Source organism: Sulfitobacter sp. 1A15106 (genome assembly GCF_043556995.1).
Taxonomy (GTDB): domain Bacteria; phylum Pseudomonadota; class Alphaproteobacteria; order Rhodobacterales; family Rhodobacteraceae; genus Sulfitobacter; species Sulfitobacter faviae.
In genome coordinates this window covers 185,752-208,959 of record NZ_JBIFFM010000006.1, presented here as the reverse complement: position 1 = coordinate 208,959, position 23,208 = coordinate 185,752, and the positions used below count along the sequence as shown (strand labels likewise).

General features: G+C 60.3%; 21 protein-coding genes and 1 tRNA gene. 9 read left to right on the top strand and 13 right to left on the bottom strand.

What is annotated here, in order from left to right:
* Positions 1-34: 34 nt before the first annotated feature.
* Positions 35-718 carry a helix-turn-helix domain-containing protein gene (locus ACGYKA_RS11555; protein ID WP_394409288.1) on the bottom strand — a complete coding sequence of 228 codons (684 nt, stop codon included), beginning with the start codon at positions 716-718 and terminating at the stop codon, positions 35-37.
* Positions 719-873: 155 nt separating this feature from the next.
* On the opposite strand from ACGYKA_RS11555, the gene ACGYKA_RS11550 reads away from it, so the two are divergent.
* The gene (locus ACGYKA_RS11550) at positions 874-1,608 is read left to right on the top strand and encodes a response regulator (RefSeq protein WP_394409291.1); all 735 of its coding nucleotides are present in this window, start codon (positions 874-876) and stop codon (positions 1,606-1,608) included.
* Here ACGYKA_RS11550 and ACGYKA_RS11545 read toward each other — a convergent pair.
* From ACGYKA_RS11545 to ACGYKA_RS11510, 8 genes are all read right to left on the bottom strand, one after another.
* The gene (locus ACGYKA_RS11545; protein WP_394409293.1) at positions 1,605-3,134 is read right to left on the bottom strand and encodes a PAS domain S-box protein; all 1,530 of its coding nucleotides are present in this window, start codon (positions 3,132-3,134) and stop codon (positions 1,605-1,607) included. The genes ACGYKA_RS11550 and ACGYKA_RS11545 overlap by 4 nt on opposite strands.
* 123 nt (positions 3,135-3,257) lie before the next feature.
* On the bottom strand, positions 3,258-3,671 hold the full coding sequence (locus ACGYKA_RS11540; RefSeq protein ID WP_394409296.1) for a c-type cytochrome: 414 nt from the start codon (positions 3,669-3,671) through the stop codon (positions 3,258-3,260).
* Positions 3,672-3,692: 21 nt separating this feature from the next.
* Entirely contained in the window at positions 3,693-4,547 is an 855-nt protein-coding gene (locus ACGYKA_RS11535) for a universal stress protein (protein WP_394409299.1), read from the bottom strand.
* 158 nt (positions 4,548-4,705) lie between these two features.
* The gene (locus tag ACGYKA_RS11530; protein WP_394409302.1) at positions 4,706-6,646 is read right to left on the bottom strand and encodes a TonB-dependent receptor domain-containing protein; all 1,941 of its coding nucleotides are present in this window, start codon (positions 6,644-6,646) and stop codon (positions 4,706-4,708) included.
* 264 nt (positions 6,647-6,910) lie between these two features.
* A tRNA-OTHER gene (locus ACGYKA_RS11525) sits at positions 6,911-7,002 on the bottom strand.
* 232 nt (positions 7,003-7,234) lie between these two features.
* Positions 7,235-7,480: a hypothetical protein gene (locus ACGYKA_RS11520; RefSeq protein WP_394409343.1), complete on the bottom strand. Its 246-nt coding sequence runs from the start codon at positions 7,478-7,480 to the stop codon at positions 7,235-7,237.
* A 642-nt stretch (positions 7,481-8,122) separates the two neighbouring features.
* On the bottom strand, positions 8,123-8,341 hold the full coding sequence (locus ACGYKA_RS11515) for a hypothetical protein (protein ID WP_394409346.1): 219 nt from the start codon (positions 8,339-8,341) through the stop codon (positions 8,123-8,125).
* 259 nt (positions 8,342-8,600) lie between these two features.
* Positions 8,601-8,897 (bottom strand): hypothetical protein, encoded by a 297-nt coding sequence (locus tag ACGYKA_RS11510; protein WP_394409349.1) that lies wholly within the window; start codon positions 8,895-8,897, stop codon positions 8,601-8,603.
* Between the two features lie 490 nt (positions 8,898-9,387).
* Between ACGYKA_RS11510 and ACGYKA_RS11505 the strand changes: the two genes are divergently transcribed.
* Positions 9,388-9,576 (top strand): hypothetical protein, encoded by a 189-nt coding sequence (locus ACGYKA_RS11505; protein ID WP_394409352.1) that lies wholly within the window; start codon positions 9,388-9,390, stop codon positions 9,574-9,576.
* Positions 9,577-9,726: 150 nt separating this feature from the next.
* Here the strand turns inward: ACGYKA_RS11505 and ACGYKA_RS11500 are convergent, their stop codons facing one another.
* Positions 9,727-11,871 carry a hypothetical protein gene (locus ACGYKA_RS11500; protein WP_394409355.1) on the bottom strand — a complete coding sequence of 715 codons (2,145 nt, stop codon included), beginning with the start codon at positions 11,869-11,871 and terminating at the stop codon, positions 9,727-9,729.
* A gap of 245 nt (positions 11,872-12,116) precedes the next feature.
* Between ACGYKA_RS11500 and ACGYKA_RS11495 the strand changes: the two genes are divergently transcribed.
* The 4 genes from ACGYKA_RS11495 to ACGYKA_RS11480 all read left to right on the top strand — a co-directional run bounded on the left by ACGYKA_RS11495 (position 12,117) and on the right by ACGYKA_RS11480 (position 16,471).
* Positions 12,117-12,374 (top strand): helix-turn-helix domain-containing protein, encoded by a 258-nt coding sequence (locus tag ACGYKA_RS11495; protein WP_394409358.1) that lies wholly within the window; start codon positions 12,117-12,119, stop codon positions 12,372-12,374.
* Positions 12,371-14,455 (top strand): tyrosine-type recombinase/integrase, encoded by a 2,085-nt coding sequence (locus ACGYKA_RS11490; protein WP_394409361.1) that lies wholly within the window; start codon positions 12,371-12,373, stop codon positions 14,453-14,455. The genes ACGYKA_RS11495 and ACGYKA_RS11490 overlap by 4 nt, the downstream gene beginning before the upstream one ends.
* 33 nt (positions 14,456-14,488) lie before the next feature.
* The gene (locus tag ACGYKA_RS11485) at positions 14,489-15,793 is read left to right on the top strand and encodes a hypothetical protein (protein ID WP_394409364.1); all 1,305 of its coding nucleotides are present in this window, start codon (positions 14,489-14,491) and stop codon (positions 15,791-15,793) included.
* A gap of 333 nt (positions 15,794-16,126) precedes the next feature.
* Positions 16,127-16,471, top strand: a complete 345-nt coding sequence (locus ACGYKA_RS11480) for a hypothetical protein (RefSeq protein ID WP_394409367.1) — start codon at positions 16,127-16,129, stop codon at positions 16,469-16,471.
* Positions 16,472-17,132: 661 nt separating this feature from the next.
* Here the strand turns inward: ACGYKA_RS11480 and ACGYKA_RS11475 are convergent.
* The 3 genes from ACGYKA_RS11475 to ACGYKA_RS11465 form a co-directional block, all read right to left on the bottom strand.
* On the bottom strand, positions 17,133-17,681 hold the full coding sequence (locus tag ACGYKA_RS11475; RefSeq protein ID WP_394409370.1) for a dihydrofolate reductase family protein: 549 nt from the start codon (positions 17,679-17,681) through the stop codon (positions 17,133-17,135).
* 92 nt (positions 17,682-17,773) lie between these two features.
* Positions 17,774-19,126, bottom strand: coding sequence for an ATP-binding protein (locus ACGYKA_RS11470; RefSeq protein ID WP_394417915.1), 1,353 nt, complete (start codon positions 19,124-19,126; stop codon positions 17,774-17,776).
* Complete coding sequence (locus ACGYKA_RS11465; protein ID WP_394409376.1) at positions 19,123-19,788, bottom strand: response regulator transcription factor; 666 nt, start codon at positions 19,786-19,788, stop codon at positions 19,123-19,125. The genes ACGYKA_RS11470 and ACGYKA_RS11465 overlap by 4 nt, the downstream gene beginning before the upstream one ends.
* A gap of 80 nt (positions 19,789-19,868) precedes the next feature.
* Between ACGYKA_RS11465 and dsbD the strand changes: the two genes are divergently transcribed.
* The 3 genes from dsbD to ACGYKA_RS11450 are packed head-to-tail and all read left to right on the top strand — an operon-like array spanning position 19,869 to position 23,202.
* Positions 19,869-21,677, top strand: a complete 1,809-nt coding sequence (gene dsbD / locus ACGYKA_RS11460) for a protein-disulfide reductase DsbD (RefSeq protein WP_394409379.1) — start codon at positions 19,869-19,871, stop codon at positions 21,675-21,677.
* Positions 21,674-22,489: a redoxin family protein gene (locus tag ACGYKA_RS11455; RefSeq protein WP_394409381.1), complete on the top strand. Its 816-nt coding sequence runs from the start codon at positions 21,674-21,676 to the stop codon at positions 22,487-22,489. Before dsbD ends, ACGYKA_RS11455 begins: the two co-directional genes overlap by 4 nt.
* Positions 22,486-23,202 carry a L,D-transpeptidase gene (locus ACGYKA_RS11450; RefSeq protein ID WP_394409384.1) on the top strand — a complete coding sequence of 239 codons (717 nt, stop codon included), beginning with the start codon at positions 22,486-22,488 and terminating at the stop codon, positions 23,200-23,202. Before ACGYKA_RS11455 ends, ACGYKA_RS11450 begins: the two co-directional genes overlap by 4 nt.
* Positions 23,203-23,208: the final 6 nt, after the last annotated feature.

Below are 23,208 nucleotides of genomic sequence, written 5' to 3'. Positions count from 1 at the left end.
ACCCGCGTTTTCTTAACCCAGTACAAGCCCGCCGTCAGTCGGCGGCCTGAGAGGCCGAGATCAGCGCGTCCATATCCTTGATCAGCACGGTCTGAGAGGTCTCGAGCGCGATGATATCTTGCTTGCGCAGGCGGGTCAGGGTGCGGCTCACCGTCTCAATCGTCAGGCCGAGGAAATCCGCGATGTCGCTGCGGGTCATCGGCAAGGCGCAGGTGGTGTAGCTGCCGATCGGCCTGCCGGTGCGCTCCGCCAGCGTGATGAGGAAGGAGGCAACCTTTTCCAGCGCGGATTTGCGCGCCAGCATCATGAAGTGATCCTGCATCGCCGAAATCTCACGCAGGGCAGCGTTCAACAGCCGTTTATGCGTCTCGTGATCCCCCTCGAAATCGTCGAGCGCATGGCGGCGGTGGGCGATCACCTCTGCCGTCTGGATCGCCTCGCAATCGCTGTGATGGAGCGCGCCATTGGGAAAGCCGATGATGTCGCCGGGCAGGCCAAAGGCGATGACCTGCCGCCGCCCGTTGTCGAGCACGCGGGTCAGGCGAAAGACGCCCGAGGTGATCTCATAGATATGGTTGGCGATATCGCCCTCGTGAAACAGATGGCTGCCGACCGCCTGCCGCTTGCGCGGCGATTGCGCGGCGGGGGTGCGAGAGCAAAGCTGCACCTCGGGCACTTTGGTTGCGGGGGTGAACTCATTGGATAGCGTCACGTACATGCGATCGTCCTTTCTGCGGCGCGGTCACATTCTCAGGCGCATGTCGCAGAACGACCTGCGGTCTCGTATCCGTTTGTAACGCTTTGTCGCAGGGGATGGCGTGGCGGGTGGTGCTCGCTTGGGTTGCGGACTATACAAACGCAACTTTTGGGGTGATGGGCGTGACCGCGAAGAAGATCCTTGTTGTTGATGACGATGCCAAGATCCGGACGCTTCTGAGGCGCTGCCTTGAAAGCGACGGCTACCTTGTGACCGAGGCGCATGACGCGCAGAGCGTGCGCGCGGCCTTTGCGGCGGAGGCTTTCGATCTGGTGACCTTGGATCTGAACCTCGGCGCGGAGGACGGGCTGGACATCGCGCGCGACCTTCGCCGCGATCATGAGGTGCCGATCTTCATGGTTACGGGCAAGGACGATGTGATTGACCGTGTTGTCGGGTTGGAACTGGGCGCGGATGACTATCTGACCAAACCCTTCCATGTGCGAGAGGTCTTGGCCCGTGTGAAATCCGTCTTGCGGCGCAGCGGCAAGCGCGAGGCGGAGACGCCCGCACCGCAAAATGCAGAGCCGTGGCTTGCGCTTGATGGGCTGAAGATCAACCTCGACCGGATGCTGCTGGTAGGCCGGAACGGGCAGGAGGGGGATTTGACCACGGCTGATTTCAAACTTCTGGCCGCCTTCGTGAACCACGCGAAAAAGCCCTTGTCGCGGGACCGGTTGATGGATCTGATCGACGGGCAGAATTGGGCGCCTTTGGACCGCACCATCGACAACCAAGTGGCGCGGCTGCGCAAGAAGGTCGAGCGTGATCCGGCGCGTCCGCTGTTGATCAAGACGGTGCGCGGGGTGGGTTATGTGCTGACCGAAAGCCCCACCGCCACCTCGGGTTAGTCCCGTAACAAGGCACGAAACGCCTCGGCCAGATCCGCTTGCCTGTAGGGTTTGCGCAAGAGGGCGAAGGCGTTGCTTTCTTCCTCGCCGCGCAGGATGTTTTCGGAAAATCCCGAGGTGATCAATATTCGCAGATCGGGCATTTCCGCCGCGACCCGTTTGGCCAGCGCATGGCCCGACAACTCCCCCGGCATCACCAGATCGGTAAAGACCACGTCGATGTCGTCACGGTCTTGCAGGATGTCCCAAGCCGCATCGCCGGTGGTTGCCGTAACGCAGTCGAACCCGAGCGACTCCAGCCGTCGCTCCGACAGGCGCAGGACCATCGGGTCATCCTCGACCAGCAGCACGCGCAGGCCGGTGCCGATCCCGGCGTGCTGCTCTGGCGCGTCGCTGGAGGCCGCCCGCGCGCCGGTGCTGTCCACGAGGGCGGGGAAATAGAGGCTGATCGTCGTGCCCTTGCCCAATTCGCTGTAGATTGCGATATGCCCGCCGGATTGCTTGATGAAGCCGTAAACCATCGACAGGCCCAGCCCCGTTCCTTGGCCGACCGGTTTGGTCGAAAAGAACGGCTCCATCGCGCGGGTGCGAGTCTCGGCAGACATGCCTTCGCCCGTGTCCGCGATCGACAGGCGGATGTAGTTGCCCATGTCGATGCCGATCTCCTGCGCGACATAGGTGTCGTCGAGCTGCATGTTGCGGGTTTCCAGCGTGATTTTCCCGCCCGAAGGCATGGCATCTTGGGCATTGAGTGCAATGTTGAGCACGGCAGTCTGAAGCTGGGTGGCATCCACCTTGGCCTGCCAAAGGTCCTCGGCAAAGCCCGTCTCAACCGCGATATGCGCGCCGATGGTGCGTTTGAGCATCGCCACGGCTTTTGAGACTTCGGCGTTGAGGTCGATCTCCGCCGCGTTCAACGTGGTCTTGCGGGCAAAGACCATCAGGCGTGAGGTGAGATCGGCGCCGATCTCTGCCGCCTCCAACGCGTCCGAGATCAGCGCGCCGCTTTTGGCCGAGGTTTCCGACATCTCCAGCAGTTCCAGATTGCCGATCACGACCGTCAGAAGGTTGTTAAAATCATGCGCGATGCCGCCGGTCATCTGGCCGATGGCGTCCATCCGTTGCGAGCGGGCGGTGGCCTCCTCGGCGGCTTTTCGACGCGACAGATCGTGCATGATGCCGACAAAGGCGACCTCGCCCGAGATATCGGCGCGGCCCACGGAAAGATGCAGCGGGAAGATACTGCCATCGGCGCGCAGCCCTTCCACGTCGCGGCCCACGCCGATGATGCGTTTCTCTCCGGTCTCGAGATGGTGGCGCAGAAAGCCGTCATGTTGAACGGCCATATCCCCGGGCATCAGCATGCGCACGTTCTGCCCTACCAAATCCTCGACCGGATGGCCGAAGAGCGTGGCCGCCGCTTTGTTCACCCGCAGGATATTGCCCGCGTGATCCGCCACCACCATGGCATCGACGGCGGCGTCCAGAAGGGCCAGCAGAACGGGGCTTTCGTCGTTGATCTTCATGCGAGGGTTCCGTCTGTAGGGGCTGCGGGGCAGGGCATCCGATAGCGTGACAGGGGGCGGGGGCGCAATGCAGGGCGGGGGCGCGCTAAGTGCCCGGGGGCTGCCTCCCGAACCACGTCGGCCCTACCACTGGATCGCTTCCAGATAGTCGAGCAGATTGGCGAAATCGGTTTCCAGCACCTCCCCATCCGCGCCGCCATTGGGGTAGACGTGGCGCAGACCCACCGCGGAAAAGTCCGGCATGGGTGAGGCGGGGTCGTCTTTTGCAAGCTGGCCCATGACAAAGCGGCTGACAAACTCGCGCGGGAAGTAGCCATCATTGCGCTGTTTCAGCCCGGCCAAATCCGGTGGCACCACATTTAGATGCAAGGACATCGGACCGCCCCCTTCGCCCTGCGCCCCGTGGCAGGCGGCGCATTCCTTGGCATAGACCCGCTGCCCCGCGCGCACCCGGTCGGTGTCGTCAGAAGACCCCTCCGAACAGGCGGAGAGGAGGGCGCAGGAAAGCCCGGCGAGGGCAGCGAGGTGAGGGCGCATAGGGGGTCCTTTCGATGGGCGTTAGTGCGACAGAAGCACAGGAAAGGCGCTTTGTTCAATCAGGCTGCGGGTCGTGCCACCAAAAACCATCTCACGCAGGCGGGAGTGGTCATAGGCGCCCATGACGATCAGATCGGCCCCGGTTTCTTTGGCGCGTTTCAGGATGGCGGTGCCAATGTCCGCGCCTCCGCTGGCATATTGCTGCACGGCAACGTTGCAGCCTTGGTGGGTCAGCCAAGCGGCGACATCGGTGCCGGGGTTCTCACCGTCATAGGCCGAGATCGAGACCGGATCGAAAAGCGCCACCGTTACCTCCCGCGCATTGCGCAGGATTGGCAGAGCGGCGCGGATCGCCCGCGTGGCGGGAATGCCCGCTTTCCATGCGACGAAGACCGATTGTGGGGTCAAGGCCACCTTGGTCTGCGCGGTGTTGAGCAGAACCGGCACGGCGGACTCGAAGAGGGCGGCATGGACGATGTCCTCAAATAGGCGCTTGTCCTCGCGCAGGTCCGTGCCGATAAGCACCGCGTCACAGGTCAGCCCCGCCCGCGCTACCGTGTTGCGGAGGGCAGAGGCATCGCCACAGACCGCGCGCACATCCGCGCTGGCGCCTTGGTCGGTAAGATATTGGGAAAATTCCGCGCGCTGTTTTTCGACCGCCTCGCGGGCCGCGTCCACATCCGCCTGCCAGCCTGCCGGGAGGGAATAGGTGCTGAGTTCGCCCACCCCCATCGAATAGACCGGGACGGCAGGGGTTTCGCTGAGCAGAAGAACGATCAGATGCGCGCCCTGGGTCTGCGCCTCGCGGGCGAGGGCCTCTAGCTGATTGGGCCGGGCATCGACCCCCAGAACGACTGTGATGGTGGCATTTTGCATGGCGACGCTCCTCATGTGACCACGGCCATTATGGGGCAGGCTGGGCGCGGCTGCATTGATCTGGATCAAGCGGGAGGAGGACTGCGGAAGGAACCGTAGGCGGCATGCGCCGGAAAAGGGTATCGCCCCCGCGCAAAGGGGGGCGATACCTGCGTCAGTTAAAAGCTGATCGACGCGGTCAGGCTGACAGTGCGGCCCGGTTCGGTCAAGGGCACCACATTGGCAAGCCCAAGCCCATCGGAACTGCGGCTTGCATAGGTCGCGTCGAACAGGTTCTGCACGTCCATGCGCACGTTCAGGTTCTCCATCCGCCGCGGTTTGTATTCCGCGTAGAGATTGACCACCTCATAGCCGTCGAGCGACACATCGGTATCTTCGTTCTCCAAGGCGATCTGCGCGGTCGCCCCAATGCGCCATTCCTCGGTCACGTCATAGCCCGCTTCGAAGCCAAAGATATGGCCGACCGGACGGCCAAGGTAATAGGCGGTCGTGGCGGTTGTCGCGTCGTTGGTTTGCACATCGGCATAGGTGTAGTTCAAGGTCGCGAAGCCGCGCGCGCCGGTATAGGTGACCGACCCGTCGAAGCCGCGCGATGTCAGATCGTCCACAGCACCGCGTGCGCCGCTTGAGGGCAGAACGGCGTTGATGTCTTCGATCTCAGTGTCGAAGAGCGCGCCTTTGACCGCCCAAGGGCCGCTGTCGTAACGCAGGCCCAAACGCACCGCATTGGCGCGCGAGGTGGTGAAGCCGTCATAATTCCACGGGGTGCGGAAGTTGACCAATGCGGCCTCGCCCAACTCATAACCGCCCCAGCTGGAGGCGGCCCCTGCGTTGAGGGTCCATTGATCGTTCAAGACGTAATCGACCGAGCCGTTGACGCTGGCGCCGCCGGCGTCAAAATCGCTCCCATCCGCGCCTTCGAAGGACGCCCAGTCATAGCGCCCGCCGTAGGATACGGAGATGCGGTCCGACAGATCCTGCCGCGCTTGGGCGAAGATACCGATGTTGCTAAGCTCTTCGCGGCCGCTCGAACTGCGCGGGCTGACCGTGTTGTCATAGCCTTCGGCGCTTTCGTCAAAGAAATCGACACCGACATTGACGCTGCCGTTGCGGAGCGTGAAGTCGTTGCTCAGCACACCGCTGAAGCTTTTGTTCACACCATAAAGCGAGCCTACGTCCATCGCCTGCTCGTTGTAGCTGAGCTGCGCATAGGGCGCCCAGATGCCCGAGGGGTTCTCATCCTCATAGGTCAGGGTATAGGATGTGCGTTGCGACAGCGCTTCATAAAGCACTGTGTCGCGCCCGATCACATCGGCAAAGTCGGGACGGATGAAGCCACCCTGAGACGCGCGCAGGCCGTTGTCAGTGGTCTCAGACGCCGAAAAGCTCAGACGTTTGCCACTTTGAGAGGTATAGGCGAATTTCGCGATATAGTCGGTCAGGTCCGCCGCCGTGCCGGTGATGGTGCTGTCCGAGCCGTCTTCATAGTCATCGCCCGTCGCCCGGGTGCCGCTCAGCAGATATTCGAAACCGTCGTTCTGCCCGAAGAGCGTCAGGGTGTTGCGGAACCCTTGGCCATTGCTGCCATAGGACAGCGTGTAGCGACCTCCAAAGGGATCATCCCCGTCCAATAGGTCACGGGCGTCTTTGGTGGTATAGGCGATAGAGCCCGCCAGCGCGTTTGGCCCCTGATCCGCCGGGGCAAGCCCCGCGCTGACCTCAACGGATTTCAGCAAGGCCGGATCGAGCAGGACGTTGCCGGTATGGTGGAAGGCCGATTTGTTCTGTCGCGCGCCATCGATGGTGACGGAAAGCAAGCTTTCCTCGATCCCGTTCACATAGACCTTCTGCGCGATCGGCGCGCCGCCGCTGGCGGTGATCGCGGATTCGCCGGCAAAGACATCGGCTACGGTCGCCGGGTTGCGCTGTTCGATTTCGGTTTCGGTGATCTCGTCATTGCCCAAAACAGCCTGAGCGGCTGAGGTCTGAATGCGCAGCACACCGAGATCGAAGGCGGTGTCGTCTTGCGCGTAAGCGAGAGTGGCGGTCGAGCACATCAGCCAAGAGAGCGCGACGCGCTTGGCGGTATTGGTTTTCATTTTATTGTCCCTTGTAGAAATCCTTGGCTGGCTGGGACTCATGAAACCGCTTGCTTGCTCTGCGCGGATAGTTGCGACAATCCGCCGAAATGTTCAAGGCGCGGATTTGGCTAAAGCGGGACGGGGGCCGCTGGGCGTTGGATTTCTACGCGGGTGCCTGGTCTTTAAGCAGACCGGTTTGGAGGACGGCGACGTCGCCCCTTGCGCGGCGACTAACCTGCGTCTTCGTATCGGGGGGAATAAGCACCACGCCCAAGGCGTTAGTGGCGGAGAGACAGGGATTCGAACCCTGGGAACCCGTGAAGGCTCAACGGTTTTCGAGACCGTTTCCTACCTTAGCATGGGGGCGTATTTCCCTTTAAAATATAGCTTTTCGCGGAGCGAAACGAGAGAAATCGGCACGGATGGAAGCCGCGGGGGTCATAGCAAAGGGACATAGCTCCTGTTGTCGATGCTTGTTCTCTTCCCACGTTGTCAAGGCGCTTGGGATTTGTTGGCCGTTGCTACTCCCTGCGCCATAGCCAGAGGTAGCACTCTTCACTACGCTTTTTCCCTACGTCCGGCCTGCGGCTGTTGACAAAGTGGTGGTTATCGAAAGCGCTGAGGACACGAACTTTCATAGACAAGGTCGTCGTTCTCTTCGGCACCAACGCCGAGACCAAGCCTCCGGCGGCGCGCGAAGAACGCCCTTTCCTTGTTGCTGGGCTGGCCCATTTTTATAATGAACGCCGCCTCCCAGGCTGCATCCTCCGCCTCGTTGAGCTCGGCAGGGTCCAACCGCCCTTCCAGGGCAGCTGTGACGCGGGAGTGATCGATCTTTTGGGGGCTCTTCATGGTAGGCTCCTTCAACTCTATCTATAAGTATAGCGCAAGGGCAGGGGAGTCACAGACAGTCAATTGTGCGATACTGCCAGAATGATCACATTCGAAATCACCGCCTCGGTCACTGTCGTGATCGTTGCCAGAGGCACCATCGGTTACCTGGCCTACATCGCAAGGCATGTGGGCATTGGGAGTGCACCGTATTGAGCAGTCCCAAGTGAGTGGTCCAAACGGGAACCTTGTCTATGCCAAAGACCTTCCCGAGGCCAAAGAGACCTCGAAGCCAGAGCCGTAAATAGAGGTGTTTAATAGTGAATTGAAAATCCACACGTCGGTAGTCAGGCACTGTCGCCCTCTGACGGCTGGGGCGCAGCGAGTGCCAAGGGGAACGGACAAAGCGCCTGAAAGTGCTTCGCGACCTGCCGCACCTTGTCATGGGGAAGTCCCATCTCTGACATGAAAGACAGTTGAAGCTCCGGGGAGATTTCAGAGAAAAAGGAGAAGGCCGGTCCCCTGGCAGACTGAGCGATCTCAATGTCTGAGATTGCGGCGGCAAGCTGACAAGCCGAACGGTTCGCACCGTATGGAGCGTTCACAGTTTCGAGGATCTTCGATGCGACGTGCATTTCTCCTCACCTACGCGCCATTGGCAAATTAGGCGCTGTCGTCATCTGACGACAGGGATGCAGCGAGTGCCTGAATACGCTTTGCTGGGCCTTTGTAACGCGCCCCTCGGACGAAACCGCCGTTAGCGCGTGCCATATCAGCCGGCGAAACTTCACCAGAACGAAGTAGTTCTTCATCGCGTTCACGCGCGGCGGCTTTCTCAGCTGCGCGGTCTTTGAACGAAAATCTGGGCGCTTTGGGTTTCATGTTGCCTCCCTCGCGTGAAGCTTATCACATCGATGTCGATTTCTTCCTGGGAAACCGGGACACCTGTAGCCTGCCTGTGCCGCACTTGCAAAATGTGAAAAGTGCCAACTGAAGATATTAGCCTCTTCAACCATCGGGGAAGATCTGTCGTGCGGTGACATGTCACCGGCCTTCGGAGCAATTGCTTCGATTGCAAAAGTGCGCCAGAACCTAAATCTGGCGCACTAATGGAGAACAGCGATCTCTGATCTACTGTTACTTAACGGCTGTCGTTGCCGGGGCCGTAGCCACCGTAGATGTAGCCTTCGCCGGGGCTGCGCTCTGCGGAGCGGGTGCTCATGACTGCGTCGGCGTCGAAGCTGTTGTCGGCTGTGCTGAATGTAATGTCATTGGCTTTGGTCGACTCAAGGGGTGCCAGCATGCGGGCTTCATCACCGTAGGTCTTCTCAGCACCGATCGAGGTATCCAGGAAGAGGTCCTGGCGGTAGGTCGATGTGTCAGCCAGAGCGGCAGTGGAAATCAGGGCGGCGGCGGCTGTTGTCATAATCAGTTTCATTCTGGGATCCTTTGATCTTACGACTGTCGCGTGATTGCGACTTCATCGTTGCTGGAGGAGTAACGGGATCAGCATGATTAAAGTTTCTGCAGTGCAGCGCACACGGTCTGTGCATCACCGAACAACTCACCGAACTCGCGAACTCTTCTTGTGTCTCTGCGCAGGTGTCGTAGGTCAGCTGGCCCAGCAGCTCCGCCACCTGTTTAACGCGCGCTTTAAGGCAAGGTCGGTCAGCTGGGGCATGGTAGTCAGGATCTCATGAGCATTGTTCAGGTCAGCATTGAAGTCAGCATAGGTGATTGACCATGTAGTCACTGTATTCGCGCCGTCCTTACTGGGATTGATCCGATACTTCGACACCGTAGCTTGTATCGTCGTCACAAACGAAGGGCCCCTGCAAAATGTGCATGGTTCGGCATGCCTTGTGACAGAACCCGTGCTATATGTATCTTGTTCATTGCGTCATGGACGACGGAACAAAGGAGAGGACATGGCTACCTTTGACATTGTTGTGTCAATCGCGTCAGTTGTTGTGGCTGGCGTGACGATCGCCTATATGGCCTACTTGGCTCGGGTTAGCGGTCGGGACCGGCCGCACGATCCGGAGCGCCTGCGCCGATTTATCGCGGATGCGCCTTACCATCTCCTCAAGGGGGAGAAGGATACCGGGAGTAGATGACCGGATTTCTTATAGCGAGACCTTGTGCGTGGGCGGCCCACAGGAAGGGGCATTGTTGCCTCTGGTCGCTAACCCAATAAAGAAGATTTCTGACGACGCCCTTGCCCAGCCAGTAGTCCAACGCCGCAGCGTTCCATCGCAATTACACCTTTAGAATGTCAAACCCTCCACTGACCAAGGGGCCTCGACTGGTGCTGTTATAGCTGCGCAATCTTCCAAGCGAAGGCTCCCACCCAAGGTCTTCGCAGCTTCTTTGAATCTATTCAGCAACCGCTGTGAAGCTTTGTTGCGGTTTAGATATCCTTTTAGCGCATTTACGTCCTTGAAAACGCTTGGGGCTCCTTCTGCAATACCCTTGTAATCGAACTTGATCCTTTTTCCTTCGATCAATGCAAGCGCAATAGCTGCCTCAATCCGGTCCCCCTGCAGAGCATTCCAGCTAATTATTTCATTCACAGGCAAACCTGGGATTGGAATATTGCAAACCAGAATGACGCGCTTGCGGCAGGGCGCGTGTGCTAATCGGAGGCGTTCAACCAACTGGCGCGTAGCGAGTTCGCGTGACTGCAATTGAAGACGGCGGATCATGGGGTCTGGATGGCATGGCACTTTCACCGCCATGCCACTCCCGTCTGCCATTTCATATGGCAGTTCAACCAAGGGTAGCCATTGCCCGCCCCTCATATCCGGCGCCACAAAGTTCAGCGGTTCCCCATGTGTATCTCCCCACAGTGCGCGCCCCTGATCCTCAAGCGTCGAGACAGGCAACTCCTGACGACCAAGAACGATCACTGCGGAGCAGTCCTTGTAGCGGTTCGATCCCAACGACCTACCTCCGAGCCAGAGCCATCGTGCCCCATGGAGCTTTGTGCCAAGCATGATCTGGTTGATCTCGGCCTCATTTTTTGAACTGAAATCATGGCCGGCGTCCTCGAAGAACCTCTGCACAACCGTCCGGGTTGCACCTACAAGCACGCCTGTGTTCTTCGCGAGGCGATCACGCAGCACTTCTCTTGCAATTACCCTTCTGCACCCCTCGCGGTGGCTTTCGCTGTTCAGCAGTGCCGAGATGGACATCTGGTGATCGTGGACCTGCACTACATGGGCTCGAGGCCGTAGGGTCAGTTCATGCTCTGCTCGAATATCACAGCCGAGAGCGGCCAAGATCTCGGTGTCTGCATCGGCATCGAGAACCAGCATAGGTTCCTTGTGCCGCAGCGGCTGCTTACGCATCACGCGCAGCACCTCTTTTTCACCATCTGTAAATAGGCGAAGCCGCTCGCACTCGGTCAGGCCCAAACGCTTTGCCTCAGCCAACACTTCCCAGATCGCTGCGAAGCGTGAAACCTTCCGATGCGCCTGAGCGGCCTTCTCCAGTTTTATTTTCTGGGTCAGGAAGTCCTGGTCGGGGCGAATGTCAGAAGCGGGTTCCTGGCCCTTGCGCTCAAGCTCAGCAAAAGCAGTGAAATCGCTTGCAGAATAAGGCAATGCCAGCGGGCTCTCTCCAGCACAAAGCTTACCCATGACTTGCGCTGCCGCTTTTAGGAGTTCCGCATGATCTGCGGCGCCTGACGTCGGAAGAAATGTCCGCGCCGCCCTGAAGGCGATGGGATCGATGTCTCGTATCCAGAGAAAGTTTTTCCAGAAGGTTTCGTCCACGACCCTAAGTGCCGGGTCTACGCCTGGTTGCTTCGGCAAGGCAAAGTATGCAGTCGCGAGGAAGTGGCAAGCTGCGTCCACTCTGAATTGGCCAAGATAGGCGCATTCCTCGAAATGGGGGCATCGTGCAACTGTGCCATCTTCCAACTTCGTTTCGCAAAAATGCTCCTTTGCAGAGAGCCCAATCCGATTTGCTTGCTCGACCAGCTCGGCCTTGGCGCACATTTGACCATTTCCGTCAGGTCTGGGTGCAGACCTGCCGCGGATGGTTTGGGCAGAAAGGCCAAGGCACTCCGCTTCGCGTGTCGCCTCCGCAGCCAAGGCAAGCGTCGGCACATGGAAGGCCACGTTCCCAAGTTGCCCCTCAGACGCGCGTTCAGCCATGAGCTCTCGCTGAAGTGTGCTCTTTCCGGCTCCGGGGCTTGCGCGGATTACAGCGCTTGGCACACCTTCGCCTTCGGTCGCCTCCCGCAAGGTGCGGTTGGCCAGTGTCAACGCCGCCCTCAACTTTGGGCGCGCCTCAGATGCCGGGGTGAAGGTCGTCGGGCGACATGCGTGAGCCACGCGATAGGCGCCAGGATTGCAGAACCGACCTGAGCTATCACGGGCCGGCAGGTTTCGATTTGTCAAAGTCATCACTCTCATCCTGTTTGTTCAGGAGGGAGGTGAGACCGGTTCGGAAGATCGAGAAGAAATCGGTTGGATGCGGAAAAAAGGTGTCATCCCGGTAGTAGATATCTCTTACCGGCGTGACACTTTTCCTTCGCAAGCCTCTGTGGCTCCAGGAGCTCCTCCGGCATCTCAGAGGTCTTTTTTGCTTCGGAATTTTCCGAGAAAGCAGTGCGGAACCTAATTCCTCCATGACCCAATGGAGGAACATCATGAAAAAGCCTGTCTATTACACCGCCAGCGAAGTCGCGGAAATCTTTAACCGAGACCCGCATACGATCCGGGACTGGATCAACCACGGCTGCCCCACACCAGAAGGTATTGTGAGGCTTCAAGCCGCCAAGCTCGGCAAATCTTGGACAATAAAGGACGAGTGGCTGGCGATCTTCGAACTTCGAGTCCGGCCTACCCCCGTGAGGCCGGACCTCGAACTTGAAATCCCCTGCGAACCTGAAAGGGAAACTCCATGACACTCGATCAAATACTGCGCGATTACCTGGAAACCAGCGGTGAAAGCATGCGCGCGCTGTCATTGCGCGCAGGACTCAACCCTAAAGCCGTCAGCGACATCCTGAACATTCCGGGCCTTCGCCCGCGCAACGTGACCCTGTCTGCCCTGTCAGCCGCCATGGGACGTGATCTCTTTGCGTCGCAGCCGGGTTCGAGCGTCACTTTCGCCGACATGATCAAGGTTGCCCAGCAAAACGGGGACGGCACCCTCGTTTCGCGTCTGCGCTGGTTGTGCCGCAATGCCGGATGGGCCCCAGAGCTGCGCTCAGTGTGCAAACAAGATGTGATCGACTTCTTCGATCGCAACGAGCCAGCCCGCTTCGATCTCGCAACCGGCAGTTACGCCACATACCGATCCATGCTCGTGAACGCGGCCGGCTCGAGCCAACCACGCCAACGAAAGCGGCGCATCGATGACATCGCTGGACTATACAAGGAGGTCCATGAGGCTATCCGTTCGAGTGATCTTTCACGCTCGGCTGTATATGCCAGCGGCGCGTTTCTCCTGTTCCTCCACGACCAAGGCATCGCGCCAGCAGAGGTCACCCAGGACACCCTGGCTGCCTATTACAACCATCGTGTCGAGACCTCGTCCAAAAGTTCCGCTGCCTGCGAGAAACACGTTCGCGAGATTGCGACATTGATCGCACGCCTTTCCTCCGAACCAGGGTTTGTCCCCTTCGGGTTCATCGCAGCCCCACACCCGTTCGAAGACGGACGCGACAAGTTCCGGGTGAACCCAGATCAGATCGCTACCCTGATGAAGGAGTTCGATACGCGTGTGGCCCTTTGGGCGCAGGGACAGGCTTCGCGCGACGGGCTGAACCGGGCCGAGTTCATCGCGCAACTGGACCGGAGCGAGGCCGTCGGCAACATCAGCGACAAGAAGGCGAAGCTGCGCGCAAAACGGCTGGAAAAAGCCGGGAGACCGGGTCAATCCAGTCGGCAAGACGGTCCCAGCCGCTCCGAAATGCTGCGGCAGGCCGGCTTCCTGATCGGCAAGCATACTTGGAGCGACAAGACTCTCGCGACGCGCCGCGGCTACATTGTTTCGCTGGCCAAGGCTGTTGCCTCGTCCGTCGAGGTTGTGCCGGAGACCATTGAAGAGCTCACCGATCCGGAATTCCTCGATGTCGCTGCAGAGACCTTGAAGGAGGTCAATCGAGGCGAATACCCAAGCGCCTATGTGACCAGTGTGCTCAAGACGGCGCGCAAGATCGCCCGTGACTATCTCTGCCGCTCGCCGGAGGATCTCCGAGAAATAGATGATACGATCGCGCTGCATAAGGTGAACTATCAGGGCATCGCACCGCGGAACATGTCCAAGCTCAGGCTGTTTAATGACACGCGGATACAGCGGACCATCGATCTGAGCGCAGTGCTGCTGCGCGACATCGACGCGTCGATCCAGCGTAAGCGGAAAGCTGCGCACAAGTCGGACGGCTCCCTTCCCAAGGCCGTCGAAGTGATCGACCCGGAGCTTGGTCGCGATATTATGGCCGCCTTGGCGCATGATATCCTGCTCGCACGAGCTCCTCGAAGCGAGAACGTCGTAAAGGCGAGGCTGAACTGGGTGGTCTGGCAAGATGGTCGGGCGCGTATCGTGGTGCCTGCTGCCCAGGTCAAGATGCGGAGCGCTGGCGACGCGGATCTGACCATCCAACTGGGTAAAGCTGCGAGCAAGCTGCTTAGCACCTATTTGGAGACCGTGCGCCCGGCGATACTGACTGCTTCACAGAAGGAGAGCCCGTATCTGTTTCCAGCGCAAGGGAAAACCAATGCTGACGGCCACTACGCCGGCCTTCTCAAGCGGGTGACCGCCCGCTTGCACGAAAAGGTGGGCGTCCGCATCAACCCCCATCTCTACCGCCACCTGATCGGTTGGATCTGGCTCAGGGACAGCCTCGACCACCTGCCAAAGGTTCAGCGTTTGCTGGGTCACAAGCGGCTCCAGACGACCATTGATCACTATGCGGAGCTGGACGAGACTCTGATCTCAAACGAGTGGCTGGCGCATCTTGATAGTCGCACTGCAGCGTAATGAAGTTCGCTCCTACAGGGAATTCGTAAGAACATGAATAATCACCTCGTTCTTCTGAACTGCATCCGCAACGCGGCCCCTGCGGATCAGCCGCCGAGCCTTCTCAAGCTCGAGACGCACCTCGAACAGCGGCACCGCGAGGTCGGCTCAAGCGCTTTCATGGAGTTTGCCCATCTGCAAAGAGTAGCATCCGAAAAATGGGGCGCCGAACGCTGTGCGCATTTCGCCCAAGTGCTTCGCAAGGCGCGGGTGAAGCGGAAGGCGCCGCGCCAAACTGCATGGGAAAAGGCACAGAAAAGCCTCGGCGAGCTCCCGAAGGATTGGCATCCTGCTATCGCTGAACGGATCTCGGTATCGATGGAAGGAAAACGCTCCAAAGGGTGCCCGCTTTGGAGCGCGGCGTATTCCGCAAATGTGATCCGCGCGCTGGCGGGCTGGGTGGATCACTGCAGATCCCACGGCCTGCCCCTGCGGCCAACCGGTCAGGTTCTCGATCGCTACGCAGCTCAAGTTGCAGAACGCGCCTCAACGCGGACGGCATCGGATTATGTTGGCCGTATCCTGGCAGGCATGACCGTCATCGAGCCGGGCCTCACCTCGCCGGCCTGCGAATTCGTCGCATGTGACTGGCGGGAGCGCGCCGAGCAAGAAGGAGCCATAACGAAGACCGGCTCCCAACTTGTCGGAGCTTCGGAAATATACGGCCTCGGGTTCGATCTGATGGAGAAAGCCCGAAAGCGGCGCCTTCGAGGCATCCATGCCGCCCGGGATTTTCGGAACGGCATCCTGTTGTCTCTTGGCGCGGCCCTGCCGCAACGGGCACGTGCGCTGTCCGCGCTGGCTTTCGACCAGACCCTCGACCTGCCAGATGCAGGGTTGGTCCACGTTCGAATCCCGGCGCGCATGCTGAAATTGCCAGAGGATCGGAAGAACGGTGCGCCGTTTGAGAGGACTTTAACCAGTCAGAAACTTTCCGAGTCACTTCTGGAATACAGGCACTTCTACCGGCCGCTGTTTGACCGGGGGCAGTATCTGTTCCCGTCGATGCTGTCGCCCGATGTCGCCATCAGTGAAAGCCAGATCGGACGTCTCACCGGGGATGTGACCGCACGTGCCTTCGGCGTCCGGGTATCTATCCATCGCCTCCGTGACAACGTCGCGACTGAGGCCAGCGAACACCTGACCTCGGGCGCGCGCGCGGCAACGGCCTTGCTCGGGCACCGCAGCGAACGAACAGTGCAGAGGCATTACGACCACTCGACGGGACTGGCTTCCGCTCAGGAATTCGTAGACAAAATCGAAGGCCAGCGCAGCATGGATGTGGAATTGAAGCTTTGAGAAGGGAGAGCAGGCATCTGCGTATTGCCGTTCCCCACCGAAAATTCCCTTATTTCCGAAGGATGTTGAAAACGCCCAACCATCATCCGCACGGGATGGACGCTGGGCGTTTTCAACATTTTCCCGCCCTCGCCGAAATTTCCTCAGCGCTCTGAACACGGCTTAGCCGGGCCTCAACAAGAGTTCGGACTGCCCACTATCAGCCCGATGGTATGGGCGCTCGTCTGTTCTCGCGCTTGGCAAGAGGCACGCCGAAAAAAACCGTTTCGCGTTTCCGAAAAAGTTCCAATTTACCGTCTACCCAAACGGGCAAACAACTAAAGGAACGAAACCATGATCACTTATATCGAACTTGAAGGCATCGCACCCACGGAACTGAAGGAGATCGCTGGTGACCCGAAAGCGTCCGCAGCGCTGAACTCCAACTACCAGGATGCCGAGGCCTGCCGCCGGGTTCTCCTCGGCCAACAGGAAGCACAGGAGGCAGTGCGGGGGCTGTCGGCGAGCGAGGCGATTACGATCGCGCTTGCCTTCGGACGGGATGACCTTCTGCCCAAGTCTCATCGCGACTTCCGATCAGCCTGGCGCCGCATCGACAATCGGCAACGTCGACTGGTGGATGTTGCGGCCAGGGCGAAGTGGGCGACGCAATACGAGAGCCCTGCCTGTAACGGGTAACATAAACTTCCGGCGAACCGAACCTCTCTGTTCACGTTCGTCAATTGGTGGGGAGGGCGGCTGGTCAGGATTCCGCCCGACCAGCCCATCTGAGCATTTGGTGTGCAGCCACAGGGCACAGTCGAAAATGGATTGTGGTTCTCTTCTCTGACATAAAAGATGACATAGAACTTGTGCCACTCAGAGTTCGCTACCCCTGGTTTGAGGATCGATAAAACACCTCAGCTTGGGGCAATAGTGGTGATAGCTAAAGATCTTCCCTTAGCTGCCGGCCACGCCCGCTCTCGACACAGCTACGGAGTTTCCCTGAAGTGGACATCGGAGCAGATGCGCTGCCGTTCGACGCACGTGCTCGCTATTCGCCAACTCTGCGATCACCAATGAAGGTCGGGCGGATTCCAGTCATTCGCCGCGCCAGCGAGCATATCAGCCCTCGGAGGCGAAAAGCGACATTCAAGTCAACTGACTCTGGGGTGAACTTTTCCACCGCCACAAGTCGGCTACGAGCCCTTATTGACCGTGACGATCTTGAGGTAAAGTGCAGTTGCAGCATTGCATAGTGTGCAAAGAGCGGCCAATACCCCCGTCGGGTGAAGCCACCCTCCGAGGTGCAGCCTAAATTTCCGGTCCTTCGCCGCAAATGCAAAGCTTTCGCCCAGGATCAGGCATTGCTTGCAATGCCGACCTTGTAGGTCAAGTCAACCAAGCCTGAAGGAAAGGGTTTCGCCGATAGGAGTTGGAGATCAATGTCCCGCACGGCTGTGTCGAAGATGCGGATGCCCTCGCCAAGCAGGATCGGCACGATCGTGACCTTCATTTCGCCGATCAATCCTGCCCTGAAAAAGGACTGGATTACGGCACCGCCGTCGACATACGTTCGCTCATGGCCGCGGACGGCGAATTCACGCATGACGCCTTCGGGGCTAAGCTTTGAAACCTCGACTTTTCCCGCCAGGCGCTCTGGAATGTCTTGCTCGGACATTGAGCGGCTCAACACGACGACAGGCTTCGTATAGGCCCATTCACCAAACCCGAGAAGCGTGCGGAATGAACCAGATCCCATGACAATCACGTCCACGCTTTCCTGAAACGCGTCGAACCCATGGTCCTCCCCAGACGTCTGCTGCTTGGTCAGCCAGTCCAACCCGTGATCCTTGCGCGCGACGAAGCCGTCGGGGCTCATGGCCATCATGATGTGTCCGGTTGGCACGGAACCCTCCTTTCGTCGTTCCCTGAAAAAAGCGTCGCGTGACGCCGAGTGGTTGGTGCGGAATGGGACCTCTCTTGGGACGCCGCTCGGTTTCAGGCTGACTTTGCAGGGAAGGTTAGCGTCATGGCCTCGCCGATGGAACCTCGAGAGCGGGACTCCACACTTCCGCCGATGCGTTCCATGGCGGTTTGTGTGATGGATAATCCCAGCCCGCTGCCCCCTTCTGGGGCGTTTCGGCCCCGAAAAAAGCGCTCCGTTATGCGAGAGCGATCTGCCTCAGTGATGCCAAAACCCTCGTCTGACACGGTGACCTGTGCGGCATTGCCGAAGACAGCGGCGCGGATTTCGACCACTTTTCCGGTCGTGCTGGCCGCGATGGCGTTTTCGACCACGTTTCGCAGCGCCAGAGTCGCCAGGACGGTGTCGCCGGATACGGAAGGCAAGCTTGCCGGAAGATCAAGATGGAGATTGACGCCTTTGGCGTCAGCAGCGCGCTGCATGGAAGCCACGACGTCGGAGATCACCTCCCTGAGGTCAATTTCCCCGCCCCCATCGTCTGAAGCACCATCCACAGCTGCCAGTTCCAGAAGCTGGCGCACCATGCGGTCGGTGCGAGCCACGCCCTTCTCGATCTGCTCCAGCGCGTGCCGGCGAGTGTCCTCGTCTGGGGCCATGGCCGCGATCTGGGCCTGCGTCTTGATACCTGAAAGAGGCGTCTTCAGCTCATGCGCGGCATAGGCTGAGAAGCTGCGTTCTCGCTCCCGGGCTGTGGTCACCCGCTCAAACAGCGTGTTGAGTGCGGCCCCCATGGGGCGCAGCTCAAGCGGGAGGGGCTCCGCCTGAACCGGCTCCAGATTGTCAGCCGAACGCGCCGACAACGTCTTTGCCAAGCGTGAGAGTGGTGCGAGCCCTTGGCCCACGCTGAGCCAGATCAAACCCGCGAGAAACGGGAGGACAGCGAGTGCAGGGACCAAAAGACCGCGGATCACGTCACTGACCAGCCGGTCCCGCACGGCAAGGCGATCCCCCACCATCACCCTCAGGCCGAGCTCTTCGTTTACTTCGGCGAAGACGCGCCATCGTTCACCATCCACGACAGTTTCAGAAAAGCCGCTATCCGCCTGGGTCAGCCGTCCCGCCGGGGCGCTGCGCGACGCGCCGACCATCGTCCCGTCGAGTGACCAAATCTGGCAAGAAAGCTGGCGGGAATACCCGGCCTCGGACCGAGTGGTGAGCGCAGCCATCGCGTCGGCGGCGTTAGACAACTCGACGCGCCCATCGGAGAGGAGGGACGAGACCATTTCAGCCGCTTCCGCGAGACGGGCATCCAATACCCGCTCCACCTCGACGCGGGTGGAGTGCTGAATCCACCAGGCTGCGGAAAACCAGATCGCACCGGTGGAAACCAGAAGGATAAGAAACAGACGTGCGCGGATGGACGTCATGCGCTTTCCTCCGCAAGCCGATAGCCCACCCCGCGGACGGTCTCGATGAAATGCGGGCCCAGCTTCGCCCGGAGCTTGTGGACGTGCACCTCAACTGTATTGCTCTCGACGCCATCTTGCCAGCCGTAGAGCCGCTCCTCGAGCCGATCCTTGGGGACAATGACCCCGGGGCGTTCCAAGAGTGCCTGCAAGATCGTGAACTCGCGGCGGGAAAAGCGCACCTCACCCCCGCCGATCTTGCCTGCCATGCGCGCAGGGTCGAACACCAATCCGTTCCATTCAATAGTGGCACTGGCCTGACCCTGCGCACGCCGGGTGATAGCACGCAGCCGAGCGCCCAATTCGCCCAGGTCGAATGGCTTTGCGAGGTAGTCATCGGCGCCTGCGTCCAGCCCGGCGATCCTGTCGCAGATCTGATCGAGCGCTGTCAGTAGCAACACAGGTGTCCGGGTGCCTTGCGATCGTATGGTGCGGAGCAATTCGAGACCGGAGCCGTCTGGCAGCATAATATCGAGCACCACGGCAGAGAAGCCGTCCTGCTCCCAGGCCTCCTGCGCATCCTCACAGGTTCCCACCAGTTCGGGGACGAAACCGTGCAGACGCAGGCCGATGCACAAACCGTCGGCCAACGAGGCATCGTCTTCCACTACCAATATCCGCATTCCCGGCTCCTTCTGACTTCAGGCGGTTTCGGCTGTCAACATTAAGCCAGCGTTAAGGTTGGAGGCCGAGGGAGCGCTGCATGACAGCAATTCTCTCCGAATCTCTCCGACCACTCGCGTTTCTTTGCGCCTCGTTCCGGACAATCCTGCTGATTGCGGGTCTTGCAGGCTCCGCGGCCGCACAGGAAAACCTGTTTTCATCCGGCGCACCGCTGGACCCGCGCGAGGCTTTTGCCCTTTCAGTGGACCCCCAACCTGATGGCAGCCGCCTGTTACGATGGAAGATCGCTGAAGGCTATTACCTATACCGCGACTATCTCGCCGTCGAGACTGACACGGGTGCGCCCGTCACCTTCGAGAGCGACCCCGGCGCGCAGAAGGTAGACCCGACCTTCGGCCCGGTAGAGGTCTATTATGACCGGGCCGAGGCGCGCATCGACCTTGGTTCCGGCGAGTTGCACGTCACCTATCAGGGCTGTCAGGAAGACGGCATCTGCTACCCGCCGGTCACGGACATCTTGCCGGCTGTCCCGGCTGCTTCGCCTGGGGAGCCGGAAAAGATTGGTTCAGCGCCCATTACGCCGGAGGGCGGCATCACTTTGGCCGAAGATGTCGGGCTAATCGAGGGGTTGATGCAGCGCGGGGGTCTGAGCCTGTTGCTGCTGGGTTTCTTCGGTTTCGGACTGCTGCTGGCCTTCACGCCTTGCGTTCTGCCAATGATCCCCATCCTCGGCGGGTTTCTTGCAGGCCAGGGGGAGAGTCTGACGGCCCCCCGCGGGTTTGCGCTCAGTGCGACCTACGTGCTTGCGATGTCCTCCGCGCTTGCACTTCTGGGGGTGGCCGCCGCTTGGTCCGGGCAAAACCTCCAGATCGTCCTGCAATCGCCGTGGGCAGTCGGCGGAGTGGCGATACTCTTTTCCGCACTGGCGTTGTCGATGTTCGGCCTGTTCGAGCTGCGCCTGCCGCAGGGTTGGAACGATCGCATGGCGGCGGTCGGCGGCCGGCCCGGGGGGACATTTGCAGGGGCCGCTGGGCTCGGCTTCACCTCGGCCCTGATCATGGGGCCCTGCGTTACCGCGCCGTTAGCGGGGGCGCTGCTTTATATTGCTCAGACCGGAGATACCGCGCTTGGCGCCGCCGCGTTGTTTTCTCTTGGGCTCGGCCAAGGCGTGCCGCTTCTGCTGCTCGGTGCCTTCGGTAGCCGCGCCTTACCGCGCGCCGGGCGCTGGATGCAGGTGGTGAACCGCATTTTTGGTTTCATATTTCTCGGTATGGCCGCTTGGTTGGCGGGACGGGTCGTGCCACCCGCCGCTGGACTGGCGATCTGGTCCGGGGTGCTGGCCGGCGTTTTTCTCGGCGCGCTTGACCGGCCGGAGTCCGGCGCCGCGCCTACCGCTCGGCTGCGTCAGGCAGCTGGGGTCGCAACCCTTCTTGCCGCAGCCCTCATGGGGGTCGGAGTCGCCAGCGGCGGTGACGATCCCTTGCGACCGTTGGCGGGGCTGCGACTCGGAGCGCCGAGGCATGACAGTGAGAAGGCTGTCGCCTTCACCACGATCCGCTCTGTGCCGGAACTCGAGGAAGAGCTGGCGCGGACGGATCGGCCGGCCATGATCTATTTCACTGCCGAGTGGTGCGTGAGCTGCCGCTCCATCGAGCGCCGCGTCTGGCCAGACCCCGGAGTGCAGGCGGCGCTTTCGGAGATGCAGGTGCTTGCTGCCGATCTCACGACGTTCGACGCGGATAGCCAAGCGCTGCTGGATCGTCTGCGCTCGGTCGGGCCGCCAACGATGATTTTCCTCGATGCCGAGGGGCGTGAGCAGAAAGAAACGCGGCTTATTGGCGAGCCCGGTCCCGCTGACGTCGTGGCCTCGGCGAGGGCTGTGCAATGAACGCGACATCCATCGGTCCCCTGGTTTTCGCAAACGAACGTCTGCACGCGGTGATCGCGCTTGCCGCCGTTCTTCTGGTGCTGGACCTGGTTGGCCGGCGAAGACCGGGCCAAGCAGTCACGCTGCACCGGTGGGGGTGGCTGCTGTTGATGTCGTGGATCGTTGCGGCGCGTCTTGGTTTCGTCTTGGTTAATCGCGAGGCATTTGTCCTCGACCCGCTCTCGGCACTGGCCGTCTGGCAGGGCGGTTTCGAGCCGATTGCCGGACTGCTGGGCGCGGGACTTGTGGGACTTGTCTCGCTTCTGAAACGTCCCGAGGTGCTGCGCCCTCTGGTCCTTGCGGTGGCCATGGCCAGCTCTGCCCATACGGCGGCGGGATGGATCTTCTCGACCGAGGCACAGGGCAGCTTGCCTCAATTGGCCCTCACGAATCTCGGGGGTGCTTCAGTCAAGATGACCGAGTCCGATGGACGTCCGGTGGTCGTGAACCTTTGGGCAAGCTGGTGCCCGCCCTGCCGACGCGAGATGCCCATGATGATGGAGCTCGCGGAAGCACAGGACGATGTGATGCTGCGTTTTGTCAATCAGGGCGAGCCGCCAGCCACCGTGGTCCACTACCTCGAAGAAGCGGCATTGAATGGCAGGCATGTGGTGCTGGATGAAGGCCAACGCATGATGGAGCACTTCGATCTGCTCGGCCTTCCCAGCACGCTTTTCTTCGACGCGGAGGGGAATCTTGTCGCCGCACATACCGGCGAAATCTCACGAGCCGAGCTGACCAACCGCATGAAAGAACTTCAGGAGACAAAATGACTTTGAAGCCGACGACCTTTGGCGTGGTTGCGGGGTTGGCCTTGTTGGCGGCCTGCACGGCGCCACCCGCTGATGCTGTGCGAGAGAGAGCCACGCCAGTTGCCCTCAAATCCACAGAGACGGACCCGCTTTACGGTGAAGTGCAGGACGCGGGCCGCACAATCCCCGCAGTGCCAGAGGCGGCGTTGAGCGAGCGTAACCGTAGGCAGGAGGTCGACTACTGGACCGATGAGCCGCCCGGCACGATCATCGTCGATCCCCATGCGCGCTTCCTCTATCTCGTGCTCGAAGGCGACCGTGCCCTGCGCTACGGAGTCGCCGTGGGCGATCAGGGTCGCGGCTTTTCAGGCGAAGGGGTGATCCCGTTCAAGCGTGAATGGCCCCGCTGGACGCCGACGCAGAACATGCTGCGCCGTGATCCAGAGCTCTACGGCCCGGTGCGCAACGGGTTGGAAGGCGGGCTGGACAACCCCCTTGGCGCTCGTGCGCTCTATCTCTTCAAGGGTGGGCGGGACACGCTTTACCGCATCCACGGCACCAACAATCCTTTCTCGATCGGCAAGGCCGTCTCATCCGGCTGCATCCGCCTGTTCAACCAGGACATCCTCGACCTGCACGAGCGCGTCAACGATGGCGCTCGTGTGGTCGTGCTGAGCGAGAGCGACAGCGGCAAAGGAACGACGCCTCCGGGCCGCACCACGACCAGCAACTGACACGCA